This window comes from Enterococcus sp. E5-162 (genome assembly GCF_035725965.1).
Classification (GTDB): Bacteria; Bacillota; Bacilli; order Lactobacillales; family Enterococcaceae; genus Enterococcus_B; species Enterococcus_B lactis.
This window is the reverse complement of sequence record NZ_JAPRFV010000011.1, coordinates 58,422-84,197: the sequence shown is the minus strand read 5'-3', so window position 1 is coordinate 84,197 and position 25,776 is coordinate 58,422. Positions and strand designations below refer to the sequence as shown.

Genomic DNA, 25,776 nt, shown 5'->3' with positions numbered 1-25,776 from the left:
TCACCTAACCGTTCAGGTCAGTGCGGTGATAAGTGCATCGTCTGGCCCGACCGTCTCCCCTTGATTTTCCAAAATATCCAAATAATCCATGTAATTGGTGACGATTACAGATGTTTCTAAACTGTATCCTTCCTTTTCGATTTTCTTTTTGTCGAAGCGGAGCAACAGATCACCTTGTTTCACTCTTTCTCCTTGCTGCACCAAGCTTTCAAAATATTTCCCTTCCAACTGAACAGTATCCAATCCGACATGAATCAGCAATTCCAGACCTGTTTCAGAAACCATTCCGATTGCATGTTTCGTGGGGAACAGGGTCATGACTGTTCCGTCAAAAGGGGCACGTACTTCTCCTTTTTCAGGGTAGATCAAGATTCCTCGACCTAGTGTTCCTTGTGCAAAAGCTGCATCCTTTGCTGCTTTCAGTGGAGCGATTTGTCCTTGTATCGGTGTTTTTACAATTTCTTTACCTGATCTTTTCTGTCTGTCATCTGTTTCACCTGCTTCCTCCTTCCAAAAGAAAAAAGTCAGCGCAAAGGATACCACCATCGCAATGGCGATCCCAATCAATACATTAATCACATCTGTTAAATCACCATCTGGTCTAATATAGTTGGGAATTGTAAAGATGCCTAGTCCACCTTGATTCCAAGAAGTTAAATTCATTAACCCACTATACGCGCCCCCTAACGCACCACCGACACAGGTAAAAATAAATATTTTTTTACGTGGTAATGTAAACCCATAAATAGCTGGCTCTGTAATCCCCACAATACCAGAAACAATGGCTGGTATTGCAATTGCTTTGTCTTTTGGATTTCTAAGCTTAAAGTAGAGTGCGGTAAGTGCTGCAGTTTGTCCAAAAGACACTACTGCAACAGGTGTCATAATATTTTGCCAACCATTCACAGAAAATTGCATCAATCCCATTGGTACGATTGCCCAATGGAGACCAAACATCACCAGAATTTGCCAGAAGAAGCCTACGATTGCTCCATAAATAACTGGCGAAAGTGCTAAAAGTGTTTCAAATCCAGCCATTAAAATATCAGTTGCGAATGTGAATACTGGTCCAACGAGTAAAAAACCTAAAGGCATTGTAATAAGAACGGTGAAGAATGGAACGAAGAAATTCGCGATCATCTCAGGTACTAACTTTTTAATTGGTTTCTGAATTTGGCTAGCTAACAACACAATAAAGATAATGGGAATGACAGAAGAAGCGTAGTTACGCGCAATCCAGGGAATGCCGAATACTGTTTGATAAATAGGTGCTTCAAAAATAGTGCCAGAAAATATGGTCGTTAGTGGTGCTTCTGCTGCACCACTCAAAGCTTCCAGCGACAAGCTAGGATTCATTAATGCTGCGCCAAGCAACATCCCTACGAATTCATTTACTTTAAATTTACGGGCAGCTGTTAAACCGATAATAACAGGCATAAATTGGAATACAGAATCACCGATATTATCAAACATAACAAATGTGCCAGAACCGCGGTCAAACGCGCCTAAGAAGACAAGGAATGCTGTCAGTCCACGAATCATCCCGCCAGCAGCTAAGATAGCAAGGAATGGTTGGAAACAGCCCGATATTCCATCAATAAGCATATCAAACGGTCTCATTTTTTCTGTTGAAACAGCCTCATCAAAAGTAAGGTTTCCTGCTTTTATAACCTCTTCAAACACGACTGGCACATGATTCCCGATGACAACTTGATACTGCCCTCCCGCTCGCATTACCGTTACAATACCGTCCATATTTTTCAAGATCTCATCATTTGCTTTTTCTTCGTTTTTTAATTTGAAACGAAGCCTTGTGATACAATGTGTCAAACCATTGATATTTTCCTTCCCACCGACATTTTCTACGATTTTTCTCGCTAATTCTTGGTATTTTCCCATTTCTATTCCCTCCAATATATTAGTGGAAGGTTTAGCCAACTGAATGTCACTACCCTTATTTCATACGTTCTTGTTAATTTATCCTCCTTTTTTTATTTATTTACAACGATTCTCATGCACTAAACGCGCAGTATGGATCGTTAAATACATTTTTTCGTCCGTGGACATCTGGTAGTTGAACGTCTCGGCTAAAAAGTCTGCTATTTTCTCAACGCAACCAAACGTATCCTTATATTTTTTTTGAATAACCTGAAACAATTCCTCAGAAACTTCTCCCACTTCTGATTTTTCTCCATCTAGGACGCGTGTCAGAAAAAAACGTAAGTGTGTGACGAATCGAAAAAAAATGGACTGAATCTTCATCAAATGTAATCTTATAGTAATAGCGGACGATATTTAGAATATCCTGTATTGTTATAGTAAACAGGTAGGTATTGTTTTGTTGGCTTTGAATGCCTTGTGCATTGACTAAATGCAATGCGATAAATCCGGCTTCATCTTCTGATAACTTGATGTGGTATTTATCCGAGATTTTCTTCACTGTTTTTTTCCCGATGGCATACTCTTTAGGAAATAGTTGTTTGATATCATACAGCAATACATTTGGTACAAATATTCCCATTTTGTGACGTTCGATAGCCGTATACAAATGATCCGTCAATGCAATATACACAGAATCATTCAACTGGACTTGTAGAGCCTCTTTTGTATATTCAATGATTTCACAAGAAATTTCTAAGTACTCAAGAGGAATCGCTTGTGCCAATTCTTGGAACTGTTGTGAAAGCCCGTCATTTGTCAACTGAAATTTTTTGTCGATGCATGAGTCAAAAATCGGGTCACCCACTTTCTTTTTGAATGCCAAACCTTTTCCCATCACGATCATTTCCTGATTTCTTTCATCCCTGGTTATTACGACGTTGTTATTCAGTACTTTCTCAATCAGCATGTTTTGCTCCTTTCCATGATATATAGGGCTGTATTCAAAACAAAAAGAAAAACCCAAAAAGCCGTCCATGGAACCATGGGAGACTCATCAGGTTTAGCTTGCATCAGGCAATCACTATCCAAGTTGTATCGTTTTCTTTATATTATCGAAAGCAAACGCTTTTGTCAACGCTTTCTTAGTGGCTATTAGGCACTTTTGACTAGCTGTCGTCGTCTTTTTTAAATCGGGTGACTACGCCACTAACGCTCACAGATGAAGAATCTGGGAAGCTCTGTTTTATTTTCACTCTAGCGCTTAGGACAAAATGCTACTATGCTACTGTCACAACCTCTTTTTACACACCACTGCTTTGCAGTTTGTACATATCTGCATACAAACCATTTTGCGCTAGAAGTGTTTCATGATTCCCACGCTCTACTATATGACCTTTGTCTAAAACTAAAATCAATTCTGCATCCCGAATCGTGGACAGCCGATGGGCAATCGCAAACGTTGTCCGTCCTTGTCGCATTTTTGCCAATCCTTCTTGGATCAATCCTTCGGTTTCAGTATCGATATTTGCTGTTGCTTCATCCAATACTAGTATTTTAGGATCTGTCACGATTGTTCGCGCAAAAGTGATCAGCTGTCGTTGTCCACTAGAATAGCTGGCACCGTGTTCGATCACTTTTGAGTGATATCCTTTTGGTAATTCATCGATGAACTTGTTTGCTTGAACAAACTCAGCTGCATGGCGAATCTGTTCGTCTGTGATAGCTGGATTCATCATCCGGATATTTCCTGCAATATCTCCATAAAACAAGAAGGCATCTTGCAAGACCAATCCCATTTTCTTACGTAACTCTTCCATTGGATATTCTCGAATGTCATGATCATCAATCAAGATTTGGCCTTCATAAAATTCGTAAAACCGCATCAATACGTTGATGATCGAGCTTTTTCCGCTTCCGGTGTGCCCCACTAATGCAACGGTCTCACCCGGATTAGCGACAAAAGAGATATTGTTCAATACATTGTGCTCTCCATCATAAGAAAAGCTTACATTGCGAAACTCGATCTTACCTGAAGTAATCGCTTGATCTGCTCCAGGATTTTGTTGCGGTGCATATTCTTCTGTATCCATGATTTTCAAAATACGACTACCGGCAACCATCCCATCTGTAAAGGTGCTCAAAAAGTCCATCATTTGAGACATTGGATTAAAAAATCCCTGGACATAGGTCGTAAATGCATAGATCAGTCCAACTTCTACGGGAGAATGCAACGCATCGATCCCAAACAAAGTCAACGCCAACGCAATCGCCAATGCATAGAGAAAATTGATGATCGGACTTAACAGAATCGAATTCGTTTTGATCATCGCATAGCGCGTGTCTAAATACTCGTTGTTCACTTGTTCAAATTCTTTAGCTAAACGAGCTTCTTGGCGAAACTGCTGGATAATACGCATGCCGGAAATCGATTCATTCAATTTCGTGTTCAGCTGACTTAATTTTTCCCGCATATTTCGGTAAATACGAGAACTGAATTTCTGGTAATACCAGATGACGATTCCTAAAATCGGCAAGAACACCAAAGTCCACAAGGCAATTTCTCCATTGATTTGAAACATGGCAACGAAAGAAGAAACGACTGCAAAGATCCCAGTCAATACCATCAAAAAGACATACCAAAATTCAAATAGCGTTTCTGTGTCATTCGTCACTCGAGAAACGGTCGATCCTGCCGGTGTCTGGTCAAAATAACGCATACCTAGTGTATGCAGCTTTTCAAATAATCTTACCCGAACATACTGATAGGTCTTCAATGAAGCCATGGAATACAAATACCATTGGAAAAACCAAATGACACTTTTGACTATGACTCCAAACAAGTACACACCAGCAAAAAACAAAATAACTTGTGTCGTAGCTGACTGTTTAGCCAGATGATCATCCATAAAAGTTTGGATGATCCTTGGCAATAGGACATTGATCACAGACAGGGCAAACGCAAATAAGATAGCAACGATGAACGTTCTTCTAAAAGGTTTGGCGAACTTCATCAGTCGTTTGATGATCTTCTTCTGTTCTTTAAGTGGAATCGATTTTGTCCATTCCGATTGATAATTTTCATCCATCAGGCCTCGCCTCCTTCTATCTTCGCTTCTAATTGCTGTTTTTCCCACATTCGTTCATACCAGCCACCTAATGCAAGCAGCTCGTGGTGGGTTCCTCGTTCAATGATTTTCCCTTGATCGACAACAATGATTTCTTTTGCATGCATCACGCTGCTTAAACGGTGAGCTGCAATGATGGTTGTTTTCTCTTTTCTTATTTCTTTTAAATTATGCAAGATAGCTTCTTCTGTTTTGGCATCTACTGCAGAAAGTGCATCATCTAAGATCAGCAATTCAGGATTTTTGATCAATGCTCGAGCAATCGAAATCCTTTGTTTCTGTCCGCCAGATAAAGAGACTCCACGTTCTCCAACTAAGGTATCATAACCTTTTGGCAATTCCTTGATTTCATTGTTGATAAATGCTAAAGAAGCCGCATGCTCTACTTCTTCTTCTGAAAGTTTTGGATTAGAAAAACGGATATTATCTCGAATGGTCATCGAAAACAGGAAGTGATCCTGAGGCACATAACCGATTGATCCTAATAAAGCATTCAATGAATATTCTTTGATCGAACGTCCGCCAAATTGGATTTTCCCTTGATAATCATCGTATTCACGCATCAGTAATTTGATGATTGTCGTTTTTCCCGCACCAGTTTTCCCAACAATACCTAATGTTTCTCCTTCTTGGATCGCAAATTTGATTTGTTCTAATGCTGGTGATTCTTCTTTCGGATAGTTAAAAGAGGAAATAGCTACATTCAGCTCGCCTTTTGCCGGGGTCTGCACTGCACCCAGTTGTTCCACGATATGCGTCTTTTCATGCAAAAGTTCATTGACGCGATCATAAGAAGCATTTCCTCTTTCCAATACGTTGAACAATCGACCAATCGCAAACATCGGCCAAACAAGCATACCGATATAGCTAATAAATGAGACCATCTGCCCGATCGAGATCGTGCCTTCCAAGACATACTTTCCACCTAAAATAATTGTTGCAACATAAGACAGACCGATAATCAAGGTAATGAATGGATCAAATAAGGAGTCTAAAAAATTGACTCGTTTGTTTTTAATAATTGCATCTTCAATCTTTTCTTCAAAATCCGCGAGATCTTCTTTTTCTTGTCCAAATGTTTTAATGACTTTGATCCCAGTGATACTTTCTTGTGTCTTATCATTGATACTAGAAAAAGCTTCTTGCGAATCACGAAAAGCATCGTGGAGTTTTGACCCCAGCACTCGTGAAGTAACGGCTAGCAAAGGCAGAGGAATCAGCGCAATCAGTGTTAAGCGCCAATCAATAAACAAAATCATCGCAATGATCGTTGTTCCGCCCGTAATCACTGAATCTGCAAAGGTCAAGATTCCAGCTCCTGCTACATTCTGGATTGCATTCAAATCATTCGTTGCATGAGCCATCAAATCTCCAGTCCGATATTTTTGGTAAAAGAGATTGTCCATTTCTGTAAAATGTTTGAATAGCTGCTGCCGAAGTTCTTTCTCCAACCGAGCTGCACTTCCCCAAATATTCGTCCGCCAGATATAACGAAAAAGATATTGTAAGAAAGCTGCAATGATCAATAGTAAGATCCACCAAGAAATGATCTTTATTGATAAATTCTTATCGGCGATCTCATCAATGATGATCCCAATCACTTTTGGAGGAACTAACTGTACCAAGGCCACTGCGAATAGGGAGAAAATCCCAATTAAATAATGTTTCTTTTCCTGACGAAAAAACCAACCTAATTTTCTAAAAATCGACATTTTACTCCTCCTTTGTCTTTATCAAGAGCATAGGATTGTCTGTGCTTGTCTTTTTTGCTGAATAGTCTGAATAGTCTAACAAATTACGAAATAAAAAACGGACTGAAAAAATCAGCCCGCAAAAAGTCTTTGGGTCAGAACCTATTTTTTCCCTTGGTTCTTCATTTGCTGCATCATCTGGCGAATTTTCTTCTCAGATGGTTTTTGCCCCATTGACATCATCATTGATCGCAACATGTCCTCATTAACGGGAGGATTTTTTTCTAAATAGTCTTTCATATATTTACGCGCTAGGAAAAAGCCACCTACTGCGCCGATTAGCAAAGCAATAATAGCAATAAGTACGACAATACCTGTTGATACCATATAAATCTCTCCTTTCTATTTCCGAATTGCTCTCAATGATTTATTTTACTAAAGTTTATTGAAAAAAGAAAGGCGTATTCTTTAGTTTCATGCAAAAAATAGTGGTTTTTTTAGAGAAGAACAAAATTTCTTTCATTAACCAGCAAGACACGCCACGAAAAAAAATTAGGCATACCGAATCTTTTTCTTTAATTTTTTCTTTCTGAGGTGTAGAATGTAATCGTAGATAAATAGGAAAGGTGGTTTTTTCTTGAATAATCAATCCAACAAACAATTTCATAAGCATCGACTTATTGAACATACAAATGGTTTATCTTTAGCTGAAGTAAATGGAACAGTGGATGTACCAAAGGGAAAAAGTTTTTTTAAAACACTTCTTGCTTACTCTGGACCAGGTGCATTAGTAGCAGTTGGTTATATGGATCCAGGTAACTGGTCCACTTCGATCACTGGTGGACAAAATTTCCAATATTTATTGATGTCAGTTATTTTGATGTCTAGTCTAATTGCTATGCTTTTACAGTATATGGCAGCAAAATTAGGAATCGTGACCCAAATGGATTTGGCCCAAGCAATCCGAGCACGGACAAGTAAGACATTGGGTGTCATTTTATGGATCTTGACTGAATTAGCCATTATGGCAACAGACATCGCAGAAGTCATTGGTGCAGCAATCGCCCTCTACTTACTTTTTGATATTCCATTGGTAATTGCCGTATTTATCACTGTGTTAGATGTTTTCGTCCTTTTATTGCTGACAAAAGTCGGGTTTCGTAAAATCGAAGCTTTGGTTGTCTGCTTGATTTTCGTCATTTTATTCGTTTTCGTCTATCAAGTTGGCTTGTCTAACCCTGATTGGCACAGTTTATTTGCTGGCTTTATCCCTAACAGTCATACATTCTCAGACTCACCTGTCATAGGTGGTGAAACTCCGCTGACTGGAGCGTTAGGGATTATTGGTGCAACAGTCATGCCGCATAACTTATATCTTCATTCAGCAGTTTCTCAAACTCGGAAGATTGATCACCAAGACGAAGAAGATGTAGCACAAGCGGTACGCTTTTCTACTTGGGACTCTAATATCCAGTTGTCAATGGCTTTTTTAGTCAATGCACTGCTATTGATCATGGGTGTCGCTGTATTCAAAACCGGTTCTGTCCAAGATCCTTCCTTTTTTGGTCTGTATGAAGCTTTATCTGATCCATCAGCTATGAGCAATGGTATCTTGATTGCTGTAGCAAAATCTGGTATCTTGTCTACTTTATTTGCTGTAGCACTTCTTGCTTCTGGCCAGAACTCTACTATTACTGGTACGTTGACCGGTCAAGTCATCATGGAAGGATTCATCCATATGCGTATCCCGATTTGGCTAAGAAGACTAGTCACACGATTGCTTTCTGTGATTCCTGTATTGATTTGTGTTTTGTTTACAAGTACAAAAGGAACGATCGAAGAACATACCGCTTTGAATAACTTGATGAATGAATCCCAAGTTTTTCTGGCTTTTGCATTGCCATTCTCGATGATTCCTTTACTGATGATGACCAATAGCCAAGCGGAGATGGGGAGCCGATTCAAAAATTCATTTGTTGTAAAACTTCTTGGCTGGTTCTCTGTGATTAGTCTGACTTACTTGAACTTACGAGGATTACCAGGTCAAATCGAAAGTTTCTTCGGCGAGCAAGCCACCTCAGCTCAACTAGCATTGGCTGATCAAATCGCCTATGTAATCATTGTTCTTGTCCTTCTCCTGTTGGCATGGACGATTGGTGATTTATATAAAGGAAACAAAAAATATGAACAGCGTTTGCAAGAAACGATAGAAGAAATCGAATAGAAACTGATTCTTTTACACAAAGGAGGTTGTGACAGAAGTGGGCAGCTTCAAGAAATAAGAAGGAATTTAAGAAAATTGCTTTTCAAATTTTTGTGAAATTTCGGCTTATTTCCGAAGAAGTTACTTCTGGAACACCGTGTATCAGAGGTTGTGAAAAAGCTGCCCTGCATCAAGTAATAAGAACAGCCAAACAAAAATAGTTCCTCATATTTTACGTTTGGTTGAGCTTATTACCGCAGATGCAAGCTTTTGAACACCGTTTATTCGGAAAAAGGAACTGCGACAAGACTTTTGTCACAGTTCCCTTTTTATTTGGAAGATAAAGCTTTTTTCAGATTCAATTTACTAAAAACTAGCATGCTTGTTACTGCGATGAATTGCGTTAATGGCACGCCTGCGCCAGTGTAGACACTTAAAAAATAATCCTTTTTTTCTGGCGCATAAGAACAAAACCACGAGACACCGAAAAGAAAAACCAATTGTGTCAGTATTAATCCGATGACTACAATCAAAGAGGAACTATAATAGGCACGATCAGCTTTTGCAAATACGGTTCCTAGTATCATAAGTAATATCCCTGCTATTGAAGCAATCAGCACGGGAATGGCCAGAACTTGGTAAATTTTTATCATGACATTCGCGACTTTTGCTGTTTTTGTCAACTGGAAATCAGGTGTTCTCGGATCACTGCTATCGATCCAATTATCCATTAGTGGAAGATTCAATAGTTCTTGTGCCTGTTCGACTTGTTCTTGCGTCCCGAAACTATAATTCCCCCCTTGATGGAAATCTTTGTATCGCCATGCATAGGCATATCCTGATTTCAGAAAAGCAAATACGATTGGCAGATCATTCATCGTCTTTCCATCCCCTGATCCCATCAGATAAAATTCTTTTTTCTTTTTGATAGTTCCCTTTTGATAGGCTTCTTCTAATTCTTGATTGACTTTTTTCCAAAAATCATTGGTTTCTTTTGCATTGTTTTGGTAATAACCAGATTCGCTTACCACATCTCGCAATGCCCAAAAAATGATATCTCCTGGTAATTCTTTTACTTTTCCGCCTTGGGTCCACGCATGAGTCGTATACAATTCGTCAATACGAGTAGAAACAGTATGAAATGTAGGAGATGCGTCTAAAGCTTTATTTAATGCAGCATGCGAGACCCATATCTCACTGTTTTCTTTATTTAAGTTTGTTTCGTCATCTATTCGGATCAGTTGTTTCATCAAACGTCCAAATTCGCCACTCGAACGGTCATTGATGGCGGCAATACCATATGTTGTCTCGTTTTTATATTCGATCCACTGATAGACGATGGAGAAACCGACTAGAGGGAGTAAAAACAATGAAAGTTTCAGCCATTCTTGTTTCGAAAGGAGAAATGGTCGTTCTTTTAACTTCTTTGCTTCTTTGAAAGAAAAGTCTTGTCCTAGCAAGATCTGAACGAAACTGATGCCTAACGCGACTACAGTAAAAGGAAGAAGCCAGATGGAATCTTCGCGAATGAACCAAAAGAAAGGAAAAGAAACAGCTAGCCCTAAAAACCACGGCAGCAATTTTTTGCTGGAATTATATTTGCGGTAATAAATAGCTAGTAAACAAGCGATAATGATCTCAACAGTCGGGATCACGAGAGCATTACGATATGTTCGAGTGGAATATTCATGTGTAAAACTAATCGGAGAAAACAAAAAATAAAAATAGATACTTAAAAGAAGATACTTGTTCTTCACGATTGGTTTAAACGCTAGTGCAACCAATATACTGGCAAGAATACTGAACATGCCGAATAAAACTGCATAAGAAAGATGCAGTTTATGTGCAAGTACTAAAAACAAGCTGTAGGAGATCCCTTTTGAAAGTGTCGTAGTCGTGTACTCCCCTAGCCATTTACCATCCAAAATATTTTGAGCATAGTGAATCAGCAGCTGATCATCATAGGTCGCCGACATATCTGTTCCATAGATTGCTTTACTATATAAATACAACCGAATAATTGTAAATAATACGGCTATGCCAAGAATAAAGTATGTATGTTTCTTTTTTAGTTGGTCGATCAAGGGGTTTAAAATGTTCAGCATCTTTTCGTCCTTTCAATCACGTTTTGCTACTTGTTTGTGACACTTTTCGTTTTTTACTTTTCTATCAGTATACCCTGTTTGTCTGAATTTAAAAAGAGGGGGCGAAAGGAGCATGTCGAAAACGAATGCAAAAAGCACTCCTTTGTTTCTTAAACAAAAAAGGACAAGGCAGACTGCCCAATCCTTTTTTGTTGCTGTCAGATAGAAAACTTAAAGTGTGACTTCTTCTGCTAATAACTCAGGGAACACTTCGGGATCGAATGCTTGCGCTTTGAACATGGAAATTTCTTTTCCATATGGTGCGTAAGCTTTCTTTTTATCTTTACCGACATATGGGGTTTCTAATATTTTCGAAATGTTGTCAAACATTGGATCATGGACGATTTTGTTCAATGTGTCAAATCCAATTGTTCCAAAACCGATATTGGCATGCCGATCTTTATGAGAACCTTGTGGATTTTTAGAATCATTGATATGCAGTACTTTAAGCCGATCTAATCCGATGACCTTATCAAACTCTTCCATTACACCTGAAAAATCTTCTTTTATATTATATCCGGCATCATTCGTATGACATGTATCAAAAGTAACGGATAATTTTTCATTCAATTTTACTCCATCGATGATTTGCGCTAATTCCTCAAATGTTCGACCGATTTCCGTACCTTTCCCTGCCATCGTCTCCAAAGCGATCTGTGCCGTCTGTTCTTTTGTCAAAACTTCATTCAACCCCTCAATAATTCTAGCAATCCCAGCTTCTGCCCCTGCTCCTACATGAGCGCCTGGGTGAAGGGTGATTTGAGTAGCACCTAAAGCTTCCGCACGGACAATCTCTTCTCTCAGAAATTGTACAGCAAATGGAAACATTTCTGGTTTGATCGTATTTCCCAAATTAATGATATAAGGCGCATGAACGACGATATTTGTTAGTCCGTTTTCTGCCATAAATGCTTTTCCGGCATCAATATTCATCTCTTCGATAGCTTTTCTTCTAGTATTTTGAGGAGCGCCTGTATAGATCATAAAGGTCGAAGATCCGTAACTGGCTGCTTCTTCTGCCGCGCCTAACAGCATTTTCTTTCCGCTCATGCTGACGTGTGAGCCTAATAACATGGATGGATTCCTCCTTGAAAGGCAATTGTTTCGAACAATTCCTATATATTGATAAGATGATGTACAAAGAAAATAGTTTGTTTTTCTTTGCCCTGTTCTCCATAGTAACTGAAACTTTCCCTAAAGAAAAGCTTAAGAACTCTTTCATAAAAAAGATCATTTCCTCACGTTTTATCTCATTCGAAAAAGAAATTCCTGTCAAAAACAGCCTTGTCTGTTTTTTTGTCCTATTATTTGCTATAATTAGCGAAATAAAACCATTAGTTGAGGTGACCCTTTTGCCACGCAAAAATACTCGAAAAAAACAGAATAGAAGAAAAAAAGAAAAATGGTTTGTTCCTAAGATTATTTTTAGAGTGTTTCAATCATTGACTGTTTTTATTACTGTTCTTCTTTTGTTGTTCGCAGCTCTAGGTATCGGAATAGGTGCTGGCTACTTTGCCTATCTTGTCGAAGACACACAATTGCCGACTAAAAAAGAACTGCAGACAGAACTAGGAAACATTACGGAAACGTCAAAGATTGTTTATGCAGATAATACAGAGATATCAAAAATCCAGACAGATCTGATGCGGACGACTATTTCATCTGATAAGATTTCGCCTTTATTGAAAACCGCGATTATCAGTACAGAAGATGAATACTTCGATAAACACCAAGGTTATGTCCCTAAAGCTGTTTTACGAGCACTAGTTTCAGAAGCGACTGGCATCGGCTCGTCTGGAGGATCCACTTTGACACAGCAATTAGTCAAACAACAGATCCTAACCGATGAAACAACATTCAAACGTAAAGCAAACGAGATCGTTCTTTCTGCACAAGTAGAAAAACACTTTTCAAAAGATGAGATCATTGCTACGTATTTGAATGTCTCACCATTTGGTCGGAATAATAAGGGGCAAAATATTGCTGGAGTCCAGGAAGCTGCTAGAGGAATCTTTGGTGTAGATGCAAAGGATGTGACTCTGCCGCAAGCTGCTTATATCGCTGGTTTGCCTCAAAGCCCTATCACGTATAGTCCATACACGAATACAGGCGCGCTAAAAGAAGATCTTTCTGCCGGTCTTGCCAGAAAAGATTTTGTTTTATTCAGTATGTACCGTGAAGGACAAATTACGAAAGAACAATACGAAGAAGCGAAAGCCTATGATCTTACAAAAGACTTTCTCCCACAACAAATCGCGGAACAGACTGACAGAGAATTCTTGTATTATACCGTGATGAACGAAGCAACAAGGATTATTGCACAACAATTGGCAGAAAAAGATAATGCTGATATGTCAGATTCATCGGTCAGTGAAGCTTATTATCAAAAAGCACAGCAAACGATCCAAAACAAAGGATATACGATCCATTCGACGATCGATAAAGATATCTATGCTGCATTGCAAACCGGCGTAGAAAATTATGGCTACATGTTAGATGATGGTGCTGGTAGCCAAGTGGAGACTGGAAATGTATTGATGGATAACAGAACCGGACGTATCTATGGCTTCGTGGGTGGTCGGAATTACAGCCAGAATCAAAATAACCACGCCTTTGATACAGAACGTCAAGCTGGTTCATCCATCAAACCGGTTCTTGTTTACGGTCCTGCAATCGATATGGGACTTGTCGGATCAGAATCCCGTGTATCAGATTATGCAACGACTTGGCAAGAAGGAAAAAATGCTGGTGAGAAAATCGTCAATGCGACCAATGAAGGGTCGAACACCTTCCAAACCGTCCGTGAGTCACTGGAATGGTCCAACAATATCCCAGCTTATCACTTATATCAAGATGTGTTGAATTCCGGTGGATCGAAACAATACGCTTACGAGCACTACTTGGCGAAGATGAACTACCCAGCAAATGATAATTGGGGCGTTGAATCGGCTCCTTTAGGGACAGTAGATGTAACGACGCTTCAACAGACAAATGGATTCCAGGCCTTAGCAAATGGTGGAGTCTACGAAGAAGGCTATATCATTGATTCCATCACAGATAATGCAGGTAATGTGATTTATAAACATGAAAGTAATTCTGTCCGTATTTATTCCGAAGCAACGGCATCGATCATGAATGACATGATGCGTAGTGTGATCAATGAAAAAATCACTACACCATTCAAAGATGTCATCTCAAGCTTAAACGGAAATCTAGGAAATGCAGATTGGGTCGGAAAAACTGGTTCTACCAATGAATACCGAGATTCATGGCTGATCGTCTCAACTCCATCTATCACTATCAGTAGTTGGGCAGGACACGATGACAATACTGGAATGGACAGCCAAGCAAGAATACGTTCGGCTAATTATCTTGCCAATCTAATCAATCAAGCTTACCAAGCAAACCCTGAGATTTTCGGCACTGATGAGAAATTTGACTTATCATCCGATGTGATGAAGAAAAAAGTATCTGGGTTCACAGGACAAACAGCTGGAAAAGTTACTGTCAATAAAAAATCCATCCAAACGCCAGGAAAAACAGTGGAGTCACTTTGGGCAAAAAATGGTCCGAAGAAAAGCGCCTTTAAATTCGGCGTTGGCGGTACTGATGAAAACTATACAGATTACTGGAACACCGCTTCAGCTTATGCTAGAGCGAATCCAGAGACCAAAGAATCAGACGATAAAGATGATTGATCTAATAGATTAATCAGAATTAAAGGGAGCTGCGACAAAAATCTTGTCACAGCTCCCTTTTTCCGAATAAATGGTGTTCAAAAGCTTACATCTACGATATTAAGACAAATTTATGTAAAAATGTGAAAAACCATTTTCACAAAATTTTTCTATATAACTTTACTAACGAAACTGTTTTAATTTCTTTTCTTGTCTTTGGAATAATTCGGTTAGTTTTTCTGCAAATTGCCCTTTTACTGATTCTTTCAAGTGTACATGTCGGTTAGAAAATTCTTGAGCAGCTTCTTCTGCAGTCATTTGGTGGTTTTGATCTGTCAATCGTTTTTCTGCCCAAATTTGCTGAGATATCCCCATACCAACTGAACGTACATTTGATCGATGTAGATTTTTCTCTAATTCTTTTAGTAATTGCATTAAAAATTCATTCATAAGATGATTTCTCCATAGTTATTTGTCTGATTTTTTGACGATAGGAACGTTCTAGTTCATCTTGCTGCTGATAGAGTTTTCGTCGTTCTACTTGTAGGGCTTGTTGATAATGCTCCTGATAATTCGAATAACTTCGTCTTGCTTGAAACAGAGGCTCATTATCTAAAGCTAAGTTCTTTAATACATGATACAGTCGCTGCTCCTCTTGCTCCATCAATCGTAATCCTTGATTCTTAAAGTGGATCAATTCATCTTCTTGAGCTTCTAATTGTCTTCGTTCACTTCGATAATCTCTTTCCAATTCTTCTAGTTTCATCTACTTCTCCTTTAATTGAATTGCTGTGCTAATTCTCGATCTCGTGCCACGATTTCATTGATTTTGTCTTGGATCTCCTTCGCCAATGTATCAAAGGCCTCCCCCATACGTCTTGCCTTATTGATTCGTAGCAGATAGACTTCTTTCGCAGAATCGACTAAGTTCTCTTTTGTGGCGCCCACACTAGCTAATGCTTCTATGATTTCCTGTTCAGTCAACGAAGGGGCGACAACACGTGCTTGCCGCAAGCCTTCTTGCCATTTTTTCTCTAGCTCAAAAATTCCTCTTTGATTGATGCGGATAACTTCTTCCATAGCGCTTTTCATTTTTGCCGATAACTTTTCCACCACTAACCTAGCTTGTGTGTCATCTAAGTAAATTTGTTCATTAACTGTCAGCCGGCCGCCACTTAATCGTAGTTTTTTACGTATGTTGTTCAGTTCTTGCAACTGATAGGAAAACAACTGGGTCGCTTGGTTTTCTTTCTGTTGTTTTCGAGCTTTAACATTGTTTTCATTTTCAGGAATAATCAGCTTTCCATTTTCATCAAACTTCCAAGAGGTTAAACTGTGGGAAGCAAGCAGATTCAAGAATGCTGTTTCCATACTGATCCGAACTTCAGCACCTGTGCCATTACCACCAAAATTACCGATAAAATCGGCGTGATTTCGGTAATTGGTGAGCATACCGGGATTTTCTTCCACCCATTTTTTTGCTTCTGGTGATAAGAGATCATACGGGTCCGGCCCGTTGAAGCCGACATTTTTCCATTGTTTCTCTGCTGCTACATATAATGCTAAGAATCCACCTAATGAATGGCCGGTAGTAGAAATAGCAGCTTCTCCATATTCCTTTTTTACTTCATTAGCAAATGCAATCGCTGAATTGATTTGCCCCGCTGTTTTCAATCCACTAACGGATAAAATCTTGTTTGTTGTTGCTTTTTCAGAAAAACTTGCTCCTGGTCTATTCCCATAGAGATTCATAATACTTCTTGCATCCGTTTCCAAATCTTTCCAATCGCTTAAGTTCGTTCCTGCAAAAGCAATCACTACTTGAGAAATATCCACTTTACCGTTCTTGATTGGCGCTACAGCCATCGCCTGCATGCCGTCGAAGGAGTTTTTGATTTTTAGGATTTGGAACTTTGTATTGCCGATTTTTTTTATTCCCCCTTCCTTATAAGTTTTGCTGTATTGTGGATGTTTAGGATCTATCCAATAAACATGTTCACTTATATATCTATACTCTTCGTCTTTTACTGTCACACTTCCTCCGCCTCTCCATTAGAATAAATAACTCTTATTTTAGGAGTAGTAACCCCTTCGTTTTGTATTTCTTCATTTTCTACGCCATAACTGCTAATTTCATTCATTTGTTTTGAAAAAAAATAATCAAAATAAACAGATTTCCCTTCATTATTTGTCATTGTCACAAGTGCCCCATAACTTCCGGTGACAGGGTTTTTTTTAAATTCTTCTACCTTCACTTCCTTGATATCCGCAAAGGTATTTTTCAGAACTTTGACGGATTGTTTTTCTACTGCGAGTAAATCTTTCTGTCTTTGCACTTCTCTTTTGTCCATATAGACTTTCCCTCCGATTCCTAATATGACGATTAACAAAATGGCTAAGCTGAATTTTCTTATTTTCCGGGGCAAGAACGTGCCTCCTTTCTTTTTATGTAAGTATTGATACCTTTATTATTTAAGTACGCGAAAATTGGCAAGAATTTTTTTATTTTTGAAATTTTTCTCCAATTTGCTATGGACGATTGGCGCTACAACCATCGCCTGCATGCCGTCCAATGAGTCTTTGATTTGTAGGATTTTAAATTCAACACCCGCAAAATCCCACTCACTATTAATTTTTAAATCAGGCTCATATTTTGAATGTTTAGGATCTAGCCAATAAACCTTGTCACTTAACTCCCGATAGAATTCTTCAGTTATAGTCAAACTAGTTCCTCCTCTTTATTTGTATAAGTAACTTTTACTTTTTCTTTAGTGATTCCCTTTTTTTGTATATTTCTATTTTCTATACTATAACTCCCGATTTTGTTTTGCTCTTTCCAAAACGTATACGAGAAAGATACTGTTTCGTTATTAATAGTTATTAGCGTTATATGCATTCCGTAAGAACCAGTTTTTTCATTTTTTCCTGCTTCGTTAATCTTCACTTCCTTGATATCCGCAAAGGTATTTTTCAGAACTTTGACGGACTGTTTTTCTACTGCGAGTAAATCTTTCTGTTTTTGCACTTCTCTTTTGTCCATATAGATTTTCCCTCCGATTCCTAATATGACGATTAACAAAATGGCTAAGCTGAATTTTCTTATTTTCCGGGGCAAGAACGTGCCTCCTTTCTTTTTATGTACGGTATTGATACCTTCATTATTTAAGTACGCGAAAGTTTGCAGGAATTTTTTTATTTTTGAAATTTTTCTCCAATTTGCTATGGACGATTGGCGCTACAGCCATCGCCTGCATGCCGTCGAAGGAGTTTTTGATTTTTAGGATTTGGAATTTTGTTTCTCCAAAGTTTTTAATGGCGCCTTCTTTGTAACTTTTACTATATTGAGGATGTTTTGGATCTAGCCAATATACTTTATTACTTATTCCTTTATACTGCTTATCAGTAATTGTCATACTTTTTCCTCACTTCCATCTGTATAGATAACTATAATCTCATCAACCGTAATCCCTTCTTTTTGTACTTCTTCATTTTCAACACCATAGCCATCTATCTCATTGCTTTCTTTTGTAAAGCTATAATCAAAATAAACGACTTTTCCTTCTGTATTGGTCATCGTTATCAATGCTTCATAGATTCCTGTCATGTCGTTTTTCTCAAATTGTTCGATTTTCACTTCCTTGATATCCGCAAAGGTATTTTTCAGAACTTTGACGGACTGTTTTTCTACTGCGAGTAAATCTTTCTGTCTTTGCACTTCTCTTTTGTCCATATAGACTTTCCCTCCGATCCCTAATATGACGATTAATAAAATGGCTAAGCTGAGTTTTCTTATTTTCCGAGACAAGAACGTGCCTCCTTTCTTTTTATGTAAGTATTGATACCTTTATTATTTAAATACGCGAAAGTTTGCAGGAATTTTTTTATTTTTGAAATTTTTCTCCAATTTGCTATGGACGATTGGCGCCGCAGCCATCGCCTGCATGCCGTCGAAGGAGTTTTTGATTTTTAGGATTTTATACATAGTGCCGTTAATTTTAAAACTTAAATTTTCTTGCATTTCAGGTACATAGTCTCTATGTTTAGGATCTAGCCAGTAAACAGCATCACTTAATTCACTATATTGTTTGTCAGTAATCATTAAATACTTTCCTCATTTCCATTAGAGTAAGTTACTTTAACTTTATTGAGCGTATTTCCTTCTTTTTGCTTTTTTTCATCAACTATTCCGTAACTTCCTATCTCATTTCTTTCTTTCCAAAAACTATAAGAAAAATAAATCGATTGATCTTGTTTATTAGTCATTAGAATAACTATCCGGTATGAACCCGTCATTTCATTTCGAGCAGATTTTTCAATCTTCACTTCCTTGATATCCGCAAAAGTATTTTTCAGAACTTTGACGGATTGTTTTTCTACTGCGAGTAAATCTTTCTGTCTTTGCACTTCTCTTTTGTCCATATAGACTTTCCCTCCGACCCCTAATATGATGATGAATAAAATGGCTAAGCTGAGTTTTCTTATTTTCCGGGGCAAGAACGTGCCTCCTTTCTTTTTATGTACGGTATTGATACCTTCATTATTTAAGTACGCGAAAGTTTGCAGGAATTTTTTTATTTTTGAAATTTTTCTCCAATTTGCTATGGACGATTGGCGCTACAACCATCGCCTGCATGCCGTCCAATGAGTCTTTGATTTGTAAGATTTGAAATTCCATACCAGCAAATTCTTTAACAGAGTTCTTTTTGTATCCCTCATTGTAGCGGGGATATTTGGGATCTAGCCAATAAACCTTCTCACTAATATCATTGTAATGCTTATCGTTTATTGTCATACTAACTCCTCCTGTCCGTTAGAAAAAATTACTTTTACTCTTTTTATAGTGACTCCTGTCTTTTGTACCGCTCTGTTCTCAATGCCAAAACCACCAAGTTCATTTCTCTCCTTCCAAAAACTATAATCAAAATAAACAGATTTCCCTTCATTATTTGTCATTGTCACAAGTGCACCATAACTTCCGGTAACAGGGTTTTTTTTAAATTCTTCTACCTTCACTTCCTTGATATCCGCAAAGGTATTTTTCAGAACTTTGACGGACTGTTTTTCTACTGCGAGTAAATCTTGCTGTTTTTGCGCTTCTCTTTTGTCCATGTAAAATTTTCCTCCGATTCCTATAGTAAGAATGGTCAAAATGATGACTATGGTCTTTCGTCTTTTCTTAGGCAAATAGAAGTCTCCTTTCGGGTTATGTATGATGGATTGTTTCTCCTTTAAGATAAGTACGCAATCGAGCCTGGATTTTTTTGGATTTTTTAGAGTTACTTTTCTACTTTCTTTTTTATCACGTTTTCATTTTAAAGTAATTTTGATAGTAGTGAACAAAATGTAGCATCTACGCACAGATTGTGTCGTATACGATGGACGTAAGGTTTGTTTCCGCCATTCTCTCTTTTTTTTAAAGTCACAAAAAAAGGGGTTATGACAAAATTTTGTCATAACCCCTTTTCTCGTATAAAGGTTGTTCCAGAAGTTGACCACTTTGGGAACAACCTTTAAATGATTGATCTTTTATTATTTAGTTGATCCTTTTTCTTCGATTCCATAAGGCAAGATAATCGTTTTTTCTTCGACTTCTTCTTTATTCATCATTTTCGTCAATAGGCGCATGGATACCGCTCCTAAATCGTATAATGGTTGTGTGATACTTGTCAAACGAGGACGAGCTACTTCTGTCAGTAAAGAATTGTTGCTTGTGATGATTTCGAATTCTTCTGGTACTTTTACGCCACGGTCTAATAAACCATCCAAGATACCAATGGCTAATTCATCGTCTGAAACATAGACAGCTGTTGCACCGCTATTATGGATCCGGTCAACTAGAGACAGACCATCTTTAAAGTTGTATTGTGCCTCAAAGATTAATCCTTCGCTATATGGTAGATTGTTTTCGCTTAATGCTTCTTTATAGCCTTTCAAACGGTTTTGGCCATTGATAGGATCAATCAGCGCACCGCTGACAAAAGCGATTTTTTTATTGCCGCTTTTTGCTAATTTATTTACTGCATCTTTTGTTGCTGATACATAATCAATGTTTACGCTACCTACTTGTTCATCTGGATCAATGGAACCAGCTAGTACAACAGGCGTTTTTGAACGTGAAAATTCTCCACGGATTTCGTCTGTGATATGGTGACCCATAAAGATCACGCCGTCCACTTGCTTAGCCAATAAATTATTCAATACATTGACTTCTTTTTGATCGTTGCCATCTGAGTTTGCTAAGATGATATTGTATTTGTACATCGTTGCCACATCGTCGATACCACGTGCTAAAGAGGCAAAGAACATATTGCTGACATCAGGAATGATTACCCCAACTGTTGTTGTTTTCTTACTTGCCAAGCCACGTGCGACTGCATTTGGACGATAATCCAAGCGATCGATAACTTCCAAGACTTTTTTTCTTGTTGCTGGTTTGACGTTTGGATTGCCATTTACGACACGTGAAACAGTAGCCATCGAAACATTTGCCTCTCTCGCTACATCATAGATAGTGATTGTTTGCTTTTCCATTTGTGTTCTCCTATTCATATTTTATATGTTTTCTGAAAATACGTCTTACATTTCTAAAATAGGATATCAAATAATCTCAACAATTGCAACCGTTTTATCTCTGTTTTCATGAAAATTTTTACTTTTTTCAGTTTTAAGAACGTTGGTCTTTTAATCAATCAGTGGTACAATTATTGAATACAAAATTAATTTAGAAAGTAGGTTGCTAAATGAATAACGTAAAAATCAATGAACTACGTCAATGGATGGCACAACACCAAGTAGAATTGGCTTATATCAGCGACCCTGGCCACATCGCTTACTTTTCCGGATATGAAAGTGATCCTCACGAGCGTGTACTAGCTCTTTTTATCCCTCTGGAACAAGATCCTTTCCTTTTCACTCCTGCTCTGGAAGTTGAAGATGCTCAAAACAGCAGCTGGACGTACGATGTACGTGGCTACTTAGACAGCGAAAATCCTTGGGAGATCATCGGAAAAGAGCTTCGCGCACGCTATGGGCAACCTGGTAATGTAGGTATTGAAAAGAATGCTCTGACTGTCGATCGCTTCGATGCTATCTCTGATATCTTGACAGGTACAGATTCTTACACCGATCTAACTTCTATTATCCAGCGTCTGCAACTGATCAAAACGGTAGAAGAAAAAGACAAACTGATCGAAGCTGGTAAATGGGCCGATGTTGCCTTTGAAATTGGCTTCAAAACAGTAAAAGAAGGCGTAACTGAACAAGCAATTATCGCAGAAATCGAATACCAATTAAAAAAACAAGGTGTTTCACAAATGTCTTTCGACACATTAGTCCTTGCAGGAGCAAATGCTGCAAGCCCTCATGGTACACCAGGAAGCACGAAGGTTTCACCAAATGAACTAGTGTTATTCGATCTTGGCGTTATTTGGAATGGCTATTGCAGTGATGCTACTCGTACAGTTGCTTATCAAAAACCAACTGAATTCCAAGAAAAAATCTATAACATCACTCTTGAAGCACAGCTTGCCGCACAAGAGGCAGTTCGCCCAGGTGTGACAGCAGGTGAACTTGATCAAATCGCACGAAACGTGATCAACAGCTATGGCTACGGCGAATATTTCAATCACCGTTTAGGTCACGGAATCGGAACAACCGTCCACGAATTCCCTTCTCTTGTAGAAGGAAACGACTTAGTGATTGAAGAAGGGATGTGCTTCTCTCTTGAACCAGGAATCTATATTCCTGAAAAAGTAGGGGTACGTATCGAAGATTGTGTGTATGTGACAAGTGATGGTTGTGTGCCATTCACGACTACACCAAAAGAATTACTTGTTTTAGAGTAATGAAAATAAAAAAGGTGAGAGCTGGTCCGCTCTCACCTTTTTTATTCTAGAAATGAGTAATCTTAGTGATTGGTAGTCGAATCTGTCATTGTATCTTTCATTTCTTTTTTAGCTTCTTTTGCATCTTCTTTTGCCATTTTCAACATTTCTTTTGTGTCATCTGCAACTGGTTTTGCTTCTGACATTCCTTCATTGACCGTCTCTCCTGCTTTATCTGCAGCATCTTTTACATCGATCATGATATCTTCTGAAGTATCTTTAGCAATACTACCTAATTCGTCTGCTGGCTTTTTCAGATCTTCTGCTGTTTTTTTGAAACGATTAGATAAATCAGCTGATTGTTCTTTGAGGTTTAACAAGATATCATCTGATTCACTTCCTGCTTCCTCTGCTGATTCACTTACCTTCTGCTTAACATTGCCTGCTAGATCCCCTGCTTGTTGAGAAAGATCTTGCGCTTTTTCTTTTGCAATACCTGTTAACTCAGATGATTTTTCTTTTGCCATATCTGTGTAATCTGAAGCCATGTCCATCAAATCATCTGCTTGAGCAGCCAATTCATCCCGAAGTTCTTTACCAGATTTGGGTGCTAACAATAATGCGGCGATTGCTGCGGCTGTACCTCCAACTACTGCACCTAATAAAAATCCACCTTTTTTAGCCATTCTTATTTTCCTCCTGTCGTTTCAGTATGTTTTTTGTTTTTAAAAAATTTCATCGCTGTTCCACCGACTTTTCCGGCAACAGTCGCTTTAGCTGTCGTTTTTCCGATTCCGCCGACTTTCGTCACGATGTTTTTACTAGAATGATTAAGTTCCGATACACTTTCACTTAAATCAGCAACTGCTGTGAACAATGGATCGATCGTTGCGACTTTTCCATTGATATCCAAGAGCAGCTCATTACTTTTGACTAGCAAGCCTTCTACTTGTCTAGATAAAAGATCTACGTCTTGTGTGACGATCTCAATTGTCGTATTTGCTTCTGCGACAGTCTGGTCTACTTTTTCTAAAGTTTTGGAAACTTGCAACAATACGCGAACGATGAAAACGACAAGTATCGCAAAGGCGATTGCTGCGATCAATCCTGCAATTTCTCCTCCTGACATGATCAAACTCCCTTCTTGTCTCTCTTTTCTATAAGGATAGCATTTTCGTGTTTTTTAAACAAATAAAAACGAGCTTCAACTACTTTTTATTCAATTAGCAGCTGAAGCTCGTTAGAAAAAAAGATTATTTTTTCTTTTCTTCTTTGATTTCTGTTATTCCTTTTGGATTATGATTGATCTTGCTTCCTTCTGCTTCTAATGTTTTACCTAAAGACATGATGTATTCACGCAAAGGTGCCCCTACTTCTGGATGTGTCAGACCATATTCAATACTTGTTTTCATAAAACCAAATTTGTCACCAACGTCATAACGTTTACCTGTGAATTTACGGGCAAATACGCGTTGTGTTTTATTCAACGTATCGATTGCGTCAGTTAGTTGGATCTCATTTCCAGCACCTGGTTGTTGTTCTGATAATACATCAAAGATTTCTGGAGTCAATAAGTAACGCCCAATAATAGCTAAATCACTTGGTGCTTTGCTTGGATCTGGTTTTTCAACAAAGTTTTTGACATTGTATAACCCATCTTCCAGTACTTCCCCTGGGTTGATGATTCCGTATTTTGAAGTTTCATCGTGAGGAACTTGCATAACGGCAATCGTAGAAGCGTGTGTACGCTCATAGTCATCGATCAATTGCTGTGTCAATGGTACTTCGTCTTCCATGATATCATCGCCTAGCATAACGACAAACGGTTCATTTCCAATAAAGGCTCTTGCTTGAAGAACGGCGTGTCCTAACCCCTTTGGATGAGATTGACGGATGAAATGCAAATTGACATCTGTCGTTTCTTCTACTAATTTCAATAATTCGGTTTTTCCTTTTTCACTTAGGTTTGTTTCTAATTCGATATTTGAATCAAAGTGATCTTCGATTGGTCGTTTAGCTTTTCCTGTAACGATCAAGATGTCTTCGATTCCTGATTTCAACGCTTCTTCAACGATGAATTGGATCGTTGGTTTGTCCACGATTGGCAACATTTCCTTTGCCATCGCCTTTGTTGCTGGTAAAAATCTTGTTCCTAATCCTGCTGCTGGAATAACTGCTTTTTTTACTTTCATATACATTCGCTCCTTCAAAAAATTGTTAATGAGAATTCATTTTCTTTTTTCCCATCACGTAACATGATTTCTTTTGCGGCTGTTTTGATTTCTTTTTGTTCATACAGCACTTCATAGATTGTTTGAGTGATGGGCATTTCGATTTCCATCATTTGGGCTAGTTCCATCGCTGCTTGAGTAGTATTCACACCTTCAACAACCATTCCCATATTGGCTAGCACCTCTTCTAGAGGCTGACCTTGTCCTAACAAGTTGCCTGCGCGCCAGTTTCTGGAATGAACACTTGTGCAAGTAACGACTAGATCACCTACTCCGCTTAAGCCAATAAAGGTCAGTGGGTTGGCACCCATTGCTACACCTAAACGGCTGATCTCAGCTAATCCGCGCGTCATGATTGCCGCTTTTGCATTATCGCCAAACCCTAAGCCGTGAATAGCACCAGCTCCAATGGCAATAATATTTTTCAAAGCTGCTCCCATCTCTACACCAATCACATCAGGGTTGGTATAGATTCGAAAATAATGGTTCATGAACAGCTCTTGTACATATTTTGCTGCTTTTACATCTGTGCTTGCCGCTGTGATCGTCGTAATGTCATGCTTTGCTACTTCTTCCGCATGGCTTGGCCCAGAAAGAACAGCAACAGCTTTTCTTTTTTCTGTCGGGATTTCCTCTAACAAGATTTCAGAGATTCTTTTATGCGTTCCCTGTTCTAATCCCTTACTTGCGTGGATGATCACTGGCTTCGTATTCAATTTGGCAACTAGTTCTTTTGCAACAGAACGTATCGCTTTCGTTGGGATAACGAATAGTACCGCATCTGCATCTTTTACTGCATCTTCCATATCGGTGAATGCTCGGATGGAATCGGGTAGATGATGATCTGGTAAATAACGTTGATTGGTGTGTTGGGTGTTGATTTCTTCTACTTGTGAAGCACGATGTCCCCAAATCCGAACGTCATGTCCGTTTTCAGCGAGGACTTGTGCTAAAGCAGTCCCCCAAGAGCCTGGTCCTAAAACCGCTACTCTATAATTCAT

General features: G+C 38.6%; 26 protein-coding genes and 1 pseudogene. 3 read left to right on the top strand and 24 right to left on the bottom strand.

The genetic code is table 11. From position 1 onward, the window contains the following. Positions 1 to 12: 12 nt before the first annotated feature. The 5 genes and pseudogenes from OZZ83_RS11365 to OZZ83_RS11345 form a co-directional block, all read right to left on the bottom strand. Complete coding sequence (locus OZZ83_RS11365) at positions 13 to 1,899, bottom strand: beta-glucoside-specific PTS transporter subunit IIABC (protein ID WP_278023347.1); 1,887 nt, start codon at positions 1,897 to 1,899, stop codon at positions 13 to 15. Positions 1,900 to 1,995: 96 nt separating this feature from the next. Then, positions 1,996 to 2,848: pseudogene (gene licT, locus OZZ83_RS11360) on the bottom strand (BglG family transcription antiterminator LicT). Between the two features lie 334 nt (positions 2,849 to 3,182). Then, the gene (locus tag OZZ83_RS11355; RefSeq protein WP_278023348.1) at positions 3,183 to 4,967 is read right to left on the bottom strand and encodes an ABC transporter ATP-binding protein; all 1,785 of its coding nucleotides are present in this window, start codon (positions 4,965 to 4,967) and stop codon (positions 3,183 to 3,185) included. Beyond that, complete coding sequence (locus tag OZZ83_RS11350; protein WP_002325057.1) at positions 4,967 to 6,718, bottom strand: ABC transporter ATP-binding protein; 1,752 nt, start codon at positions 6,716 to 6,718, stop codon at positions 4,967 to 4,969. Before OZZ83_RS11350 ends, OZZ83_RS11355 begins: the two co-directional genes overlap by 1 nt. 141 nt (positions 6,719 to 6,859) lie before the next feature. Then, the gene (locus tag OZZ83_RS11345) at positions 6,860 to 7,084 is read right to left on the bottom strand and encodes a YneF family protein (protein ID WP_002291670.1); all 225 of its coding nucleotides are present in this window, start codon (positions 7,082 to 7,084) and stop codon (positions 6,860 to 6,862) included. A 250-nt stretch (positions 7,085 to 7,334) separates the two neighbouring features. Here OZZ83_RS11345 and OZZ83_RS11340 point away from each other — a divergent pair, with 250 nt between their 5' ends. Beyond that, the gene (locus tag OZZ83_RS11340) at positions 7,335 to 8,921 is read left to right on the top strand and encodes an Nramp family divalent metal transporter (protein ID WP_002320293.1); all 1,587 of its coding nucleotides are present in this window, start codon (positions 7,335 to 7,337) and stop codon (positions 8,919 to 8,921) included. 308 nt (positions 8,922 to 9,229) lie between these two features. On the opposite strand, the gene OZZ83_RS11335 is transcribed toward OZZ83_RS11340, so the two are convergent. After that, positions 9,230 to 11,005: a hypothetical protein gene (locus tag OZZ83_RS11335; RefSeq protein ID WP_010727060.1), complete on the bottom strand. Its 1,776-nt coding sequence runs from the start codon at positions 11,003 to 11,005 to the stop codon at positions 9,230 to 9,232. 210 nt (positions 11,006 to 11,215) lie between these two features. Next, complete coding sequence (locus OZZ83_RS11330; protein ID WP_002308625.1) at positions 11,216 to 12,118, bottom strand: deoxyribonuclease IV; 903 nt, start codon at positions 12,116 to 12,118, stop codon at positions 11,216 to 11,218. A 278-nt stretch (positions 12,119 to 12,396) separates the two neighbouring features. Here OZZ83_RS11330 and OZZ83_RS11325 point away from each other — a divergent pair, with 278 nt between their 5' ends. Then, positions 12,397 to 14,742: a transglycosylase domain-containing protein gene (locus tag OZZ83_RS11325; protein WP_002345254.1), complete on the top strand. Its 2,346-nt coding sequence runs from the start codon at positions 12,397 to 12,399 to the stop codon at positions 14,740 to 14,742. A 162-nt stretch (positions 14,743 to 14,904) separates the two neighbouring features. Here OZZ83_RS11325 and OZZ83_RS11320 read toward each other — a convergent pair whose 3' ends face one another. From OZZ83_RS11320 to ccpA, 13 genes are all read right to left on the bottom strand, one after another. Further along, the gene (locus OZZ83_RS11320; protein WP_002305583.1) at positions 14,905 to 15,171 is read right to left on the bottom strand and encodes a hypothetical protein; all 267 of its coding nucleotides are present in this window, start codon (positions 15,169 to 15,171) and stop codon (positions 14,905 to 14,907) included. Further along, entirely contained in the window at positions 15,164 to 15,487 is a 324-nt protein-coding gene (locus OZZ83_RS11315; protein ID WP_278023349.1) for a hypothetical protein, read from the bottom strand. The genes OZZ83_RS11320 and OZZ83_RS11315 overlap by 8 nt, the downstream gene beginning before the upstream one ends. A gap of 11 nt (positions 15,488 to 15,498) precedes the next feature. Further along, positions 15,499 to 16,755, bottom strand: a complete 1,257-nt coding sequence (locus OZZ83_RS11310; protein WP_278023350.1) for a lipase — start codon at positions 16,753 to 16,755, stop codon at positions 15,499 to 15,501. Further along, positions 16,752 to 17,147, bottom strand: a complete 396-nt coding sequence (locus OZZ83_RS11305; RefSeq protein ID WP_278023351.1) for a hypothetical protein — start codon at positions 17,145 to 17,147, stop codon at positions 16,752 to 16,754. The genes OZZ83_RS11310 and OZZ83_RS11305 overlap by 4 nt, the downstream gene beginning before the upstream one ends. Positions 17,148 to 17,189: 42 nt before the next feature. Then, on the bottom strand, positions 17,190 to 17,444 hold the full coding sequence (locus tag OZZ83_RS11300) for a hypothetical protein (protein ID WP_278023352.1): 255 nt from the start codon (positions 17,442 to 17,444) through the stop codon (positions 17,190 to 17,192). Beyond that, positions 17,441 to 17,836 carry a hypothetical protein gene (locus OZZ83_RS11295; RefSeq protein ID WP_278023353.1) on the bottom strand — a complete coding sequence of 132 codons (396 nt, stop codon included), beginning with the start codon at positions 17,834 to 17,836 and terminating at the stop codon, positions 17,441 to 17,443. The genes OZZ83_RS11300 and OZZ83_RS11295 overlap by 4 nt, the downstream gene beginning before the upstream one ends. Before the next feature lie 43 nt (positions 17,837 to 17,879). Continuing rightward, entirely contained in the window at positions 17,880 to 18,134 is a 255-nt protein-coding gene (locus tag OZZ83_RS11290) for a hypothetical protein (RefSeq protein WP_070704305.1), read from the bottom strand. Continuing rightward, positions 18,131 to 18,526, bottom strand: a complete 396-nt coding sequence (locus tag OZZ83_RS11285) for a hypothetical protein (RefSeq protein WP_278023354.1) — start codon at positions 18,524 to 18,526, stop codon at positions 18,131 to 18,133. The genes OZZ83_RS11290 and OZZ83_RS11285 overlap by 4 nt, the downstream gene beginning before the upstream one ends. Positions 18,527 to 18,568: 42 nt before the next feature. After that, complete coding sequence (locus OZZ83_RS11280) at positions 18,569 to 18,820, bottom strand: hypothetical protein (protein WP_086307078.1); 252 nt, start codon at positions 18,818 to 18,820, stop codon at positions 18,569 to 18,571. Then, positions 18,820 to 19,215 carry a hypothetical protein gene (locus OZZ83_RS11275; protein WP_278023355.1) on the bottom strand — a complete coding sequence of 132 codons (396 nt, stop codon included), beginning with the start codon at positions 19,213 to 19,215 and terminating at the stop codon, positions 18,820 to 18,822. The genes OZZ83_RS11280 and OZZ83_RS11275 overlap by 1 nt, the downstream gene beginning before the upstream one ends. Before the next feature lie 43 nt (positions 19,216 to 19,258). Then, positions 19,259 to 19,513, bottom strand: a complete 255-nt coding sequence (locus tag OZZ83_RS11270; protein ID WP_010727056.1) for a hypothetical protein — start codon at positions 19,511 to 19,513, stop codon at positions 19,259 to 19,261. Next, positions 19,510 to 19,905, bottom strand: a complete 396-nt coding sequence (locus OZZ83_RS11265; RefSeq protein ID WP_025481034.1) for a hypothetical protein — start codon at positions 19,903 to 19,905, stop codon at positions 19,510 to 19,512. The genes OZZ83_RS11270 and OZZ83_RS11265 overlap by 4 nt, the downstream gene beginning before the upstream one ends. A gap of 345 nt (positions 19,906 to 20,250) precedes the next feature. After that, the gene (gene ccpA / locus OZZ83_RS11260; protein ID WP_002291653.1) at positions 20,251 to 21,252 is read right to left on the bottom strand and encodes a catabolite control protein A; all 1,002 of its coding nucleotides are present in this window, start codon (positions 21,250 to 21,252) and stop codon (positions 20,251 to 20,253) included. Positions 21,253 to 21,461: 209 nt separating this feature from the next. On the opposite strand from ccpA, the gene OZZ83_RS11255 reads away from it, so the two are divergent. After that, positions 21,462 to 22,565 carry an aminopeptidase P family protein gene (locus OZZ83_RS11255; protein ID WP_010727054.1) on the top strand — a complete coding sequence of 368 codons (1,104 nt, stop codon included), beginning with the start codon at positions 21,462 to 21,464 and terminating at the stop codon, positions 22,563 to 22,565. Positions 22,566 to 22,627: 62 nt separating this feature from the next. Here the strand turns inward: OZZ83_RS11255 and OZZ83_RS11250 are convergent, their stop codons facing one another. The 4 genes from OZZ83_RS11250 to OZZ83_RS11235 form a co-directional block, all read right to left on the bottom strand. Further along, positions 22,628 to 23,230 (bottom strand): YtxH domain-containing protein, encoded by a 603-nt coding sequence (locus OZZ83_RS11250; protein WP_002308610.1) that lies wholly within the window; start codon positions 23,228 to 23,230, stop codon positions 22,628 to 22,630. 2 nt (positions 23,231 to 23,232) lie between these two features. After that, positions 23,233 to 23,673, bottom strand: a complete 441-nt coding sequence (locus OZZ83_RS11245; protein ID WP_002308608.1) for a DUF948 domain-containing protein — start codon at positions 23,671 to 23,673, stop codon at positions 23,233 to 23,235. A 124-nt stretch (positions 23,674 to 23,797) separates the two neighbouring features. Beyond that, on the bottom strand, positions 23,798 to 24,736 hold the full coding sequence (gene galU, locus OZZ83_RS11240; protein ID WP_002308607.1) for a UTP--glucose-1-phosphate uridylyltransferase GalU: 939 nt from the start codon (positions 24,734 to 24,736) through the stop codon (positions 23,798 to 23,800). A 14-nt stretch (positions 24,737 to 24,750) separates the two neighbouring features. Beyond that, complete coding sequence (locus OZZ83_RS11235; RefSeq protein WP_002308606.1) at positions 24,751 to 25,776, bottom strand: NAD(P)H-dependent glycerol-3-phosphate dehydrogenase; 1,026 nt, start codon at positions 25,774 to 25,776, stop codon at positions 24,751 to 24,753.

What these genes read in the sequence shown, in the direction of transcription:
- OZZ83_RS11335 (WP_010727060.1), bottom strand. Translation starts at nt 11,005, where the DNA reads ATGCTGAACATTTTAAACCCCTTGATCGACCAACTAAAAAAGAAACAT.
- OZZ83_RS11330 (WP_002308625.1), bottom strand. Translation starts at nt 12,118, where the DNA reads ATGTTATTAGGCTCACACGTCAGCATGAGCGGAAAGAAAATGCTGTTA.
- OZZ83_RS11250 (WP_002308610.1), bottom strand. Translation starts at nt 23,230, where the DNA reads ATGGCTAAAAAAGGTGGATTTTTATTAGGTGCAGTAGTTGGAGGTACA.
- OZZ83_RS11255 (WP_010727054.1), top strand. Translation starts at nt 21,462, where the DNA reads ATGAATAACGTAAAAATCAATGAACTACGTCAATGGATGGCACAACAC.
- OZZ83_RS11345 (WP_002291670.1), bottom strand. Translation starts at nt 7,084, where the DNA reads ATGGTATCAACAGGTATTGTCGTACTTATTGCTATTATTGCTTTGCTA.
- ccpA (WP_002291653.1), bottom strand. Translation starts at nt 21,252, where the DNA reads ATGGAAAAGCAAACAATCACTATCTATGATGTAGCGAGAGAGGCAAAT.
- OZZ83_RS11245 (WP_002308608.1), bottom strand. Translation starts at nt 23,673, where the DNA reads ATGTCAGGAGGAGAAATTGCAGGATTGATCGCAGCAATCGCCTTTGCG.
- galU (WP_002308607.1), bottom strand. Translation starts at nt 24,736, where the DNA reads ATGAAAGTAAAAAAAGCAGTTATTCCAGCAGCAGGATTAGGAACAAGA.
- OZZ83_RS11365 (WP_278023347.1), bottom strand. Translation starts at nt 1,899, where the DNA reads ATGGGAAAATACCAAGAATTAGCGAGAAAAATCGTAGAAAATGTCGGT.
- OZZ83_RS11350 (WP_002325057.1), bottom strand. Translation starts at nt 6,718, where the DNA reads ATGTCGATTTTTAGAAAATTAGGTTGGTTTTTTCGTCAGGAAAAGAAA.
- OZZ83_RS11270 (WP_010727056.1), bottom strand. Translation starts at nt 19,513, where the DNA reads ATGACAATAAACGATAAGCATTACAATGATATTAGTGAGAAGGTTTAT.
- OZZ83_RS11315 (WP_278023349.1), bottom strand. Translation starts at nt 15,487, where the DNA reads ATGAAACTAGAAGAATTGGAAAGAGATTATCGAAGTGAACGAAGACAA.
- OZZ83_RS11355 (WP_278023348.1), bottom strand. Translation starts at nt 4,967, where the DNA reads ATGGATGAAAATTATCAATCGGAATGGACAAAATCGATTCCACTTAAA.
- OZZ83_RS11280 (WP_086307078.1), bottom strand. Translation starts at nt 18,820, where the DNA reads ATGATTACTGACAAACAATATAGTGAATTAAGTGATGCTGTTTACTGG.
- OZZ83_RS11290 (WP_070704305.1), bottom strand. Translation starts at nt 18,134, where the DNA reads ATGACAATTACTGATAAGCAGTATAAAGGAATAAGTAATAAAGTATAT.
- OZZ83_RS11320 (WP_002305583.1), bottom strand. Translation starts at nt 15,171, where the DNA reads ATGAATGAATTTTTAATGCAATTACTAAAAGAATTAGAGAAAAATCTA.
- OZZ83_RS11235 (WP_002308606.1), bottom strand. Translation starts at nt 25,776, where the DNA reads ATGAATTATAGAGTAGCGGTTTTAGGACCAGGCTCTTGGGGGACTGCT.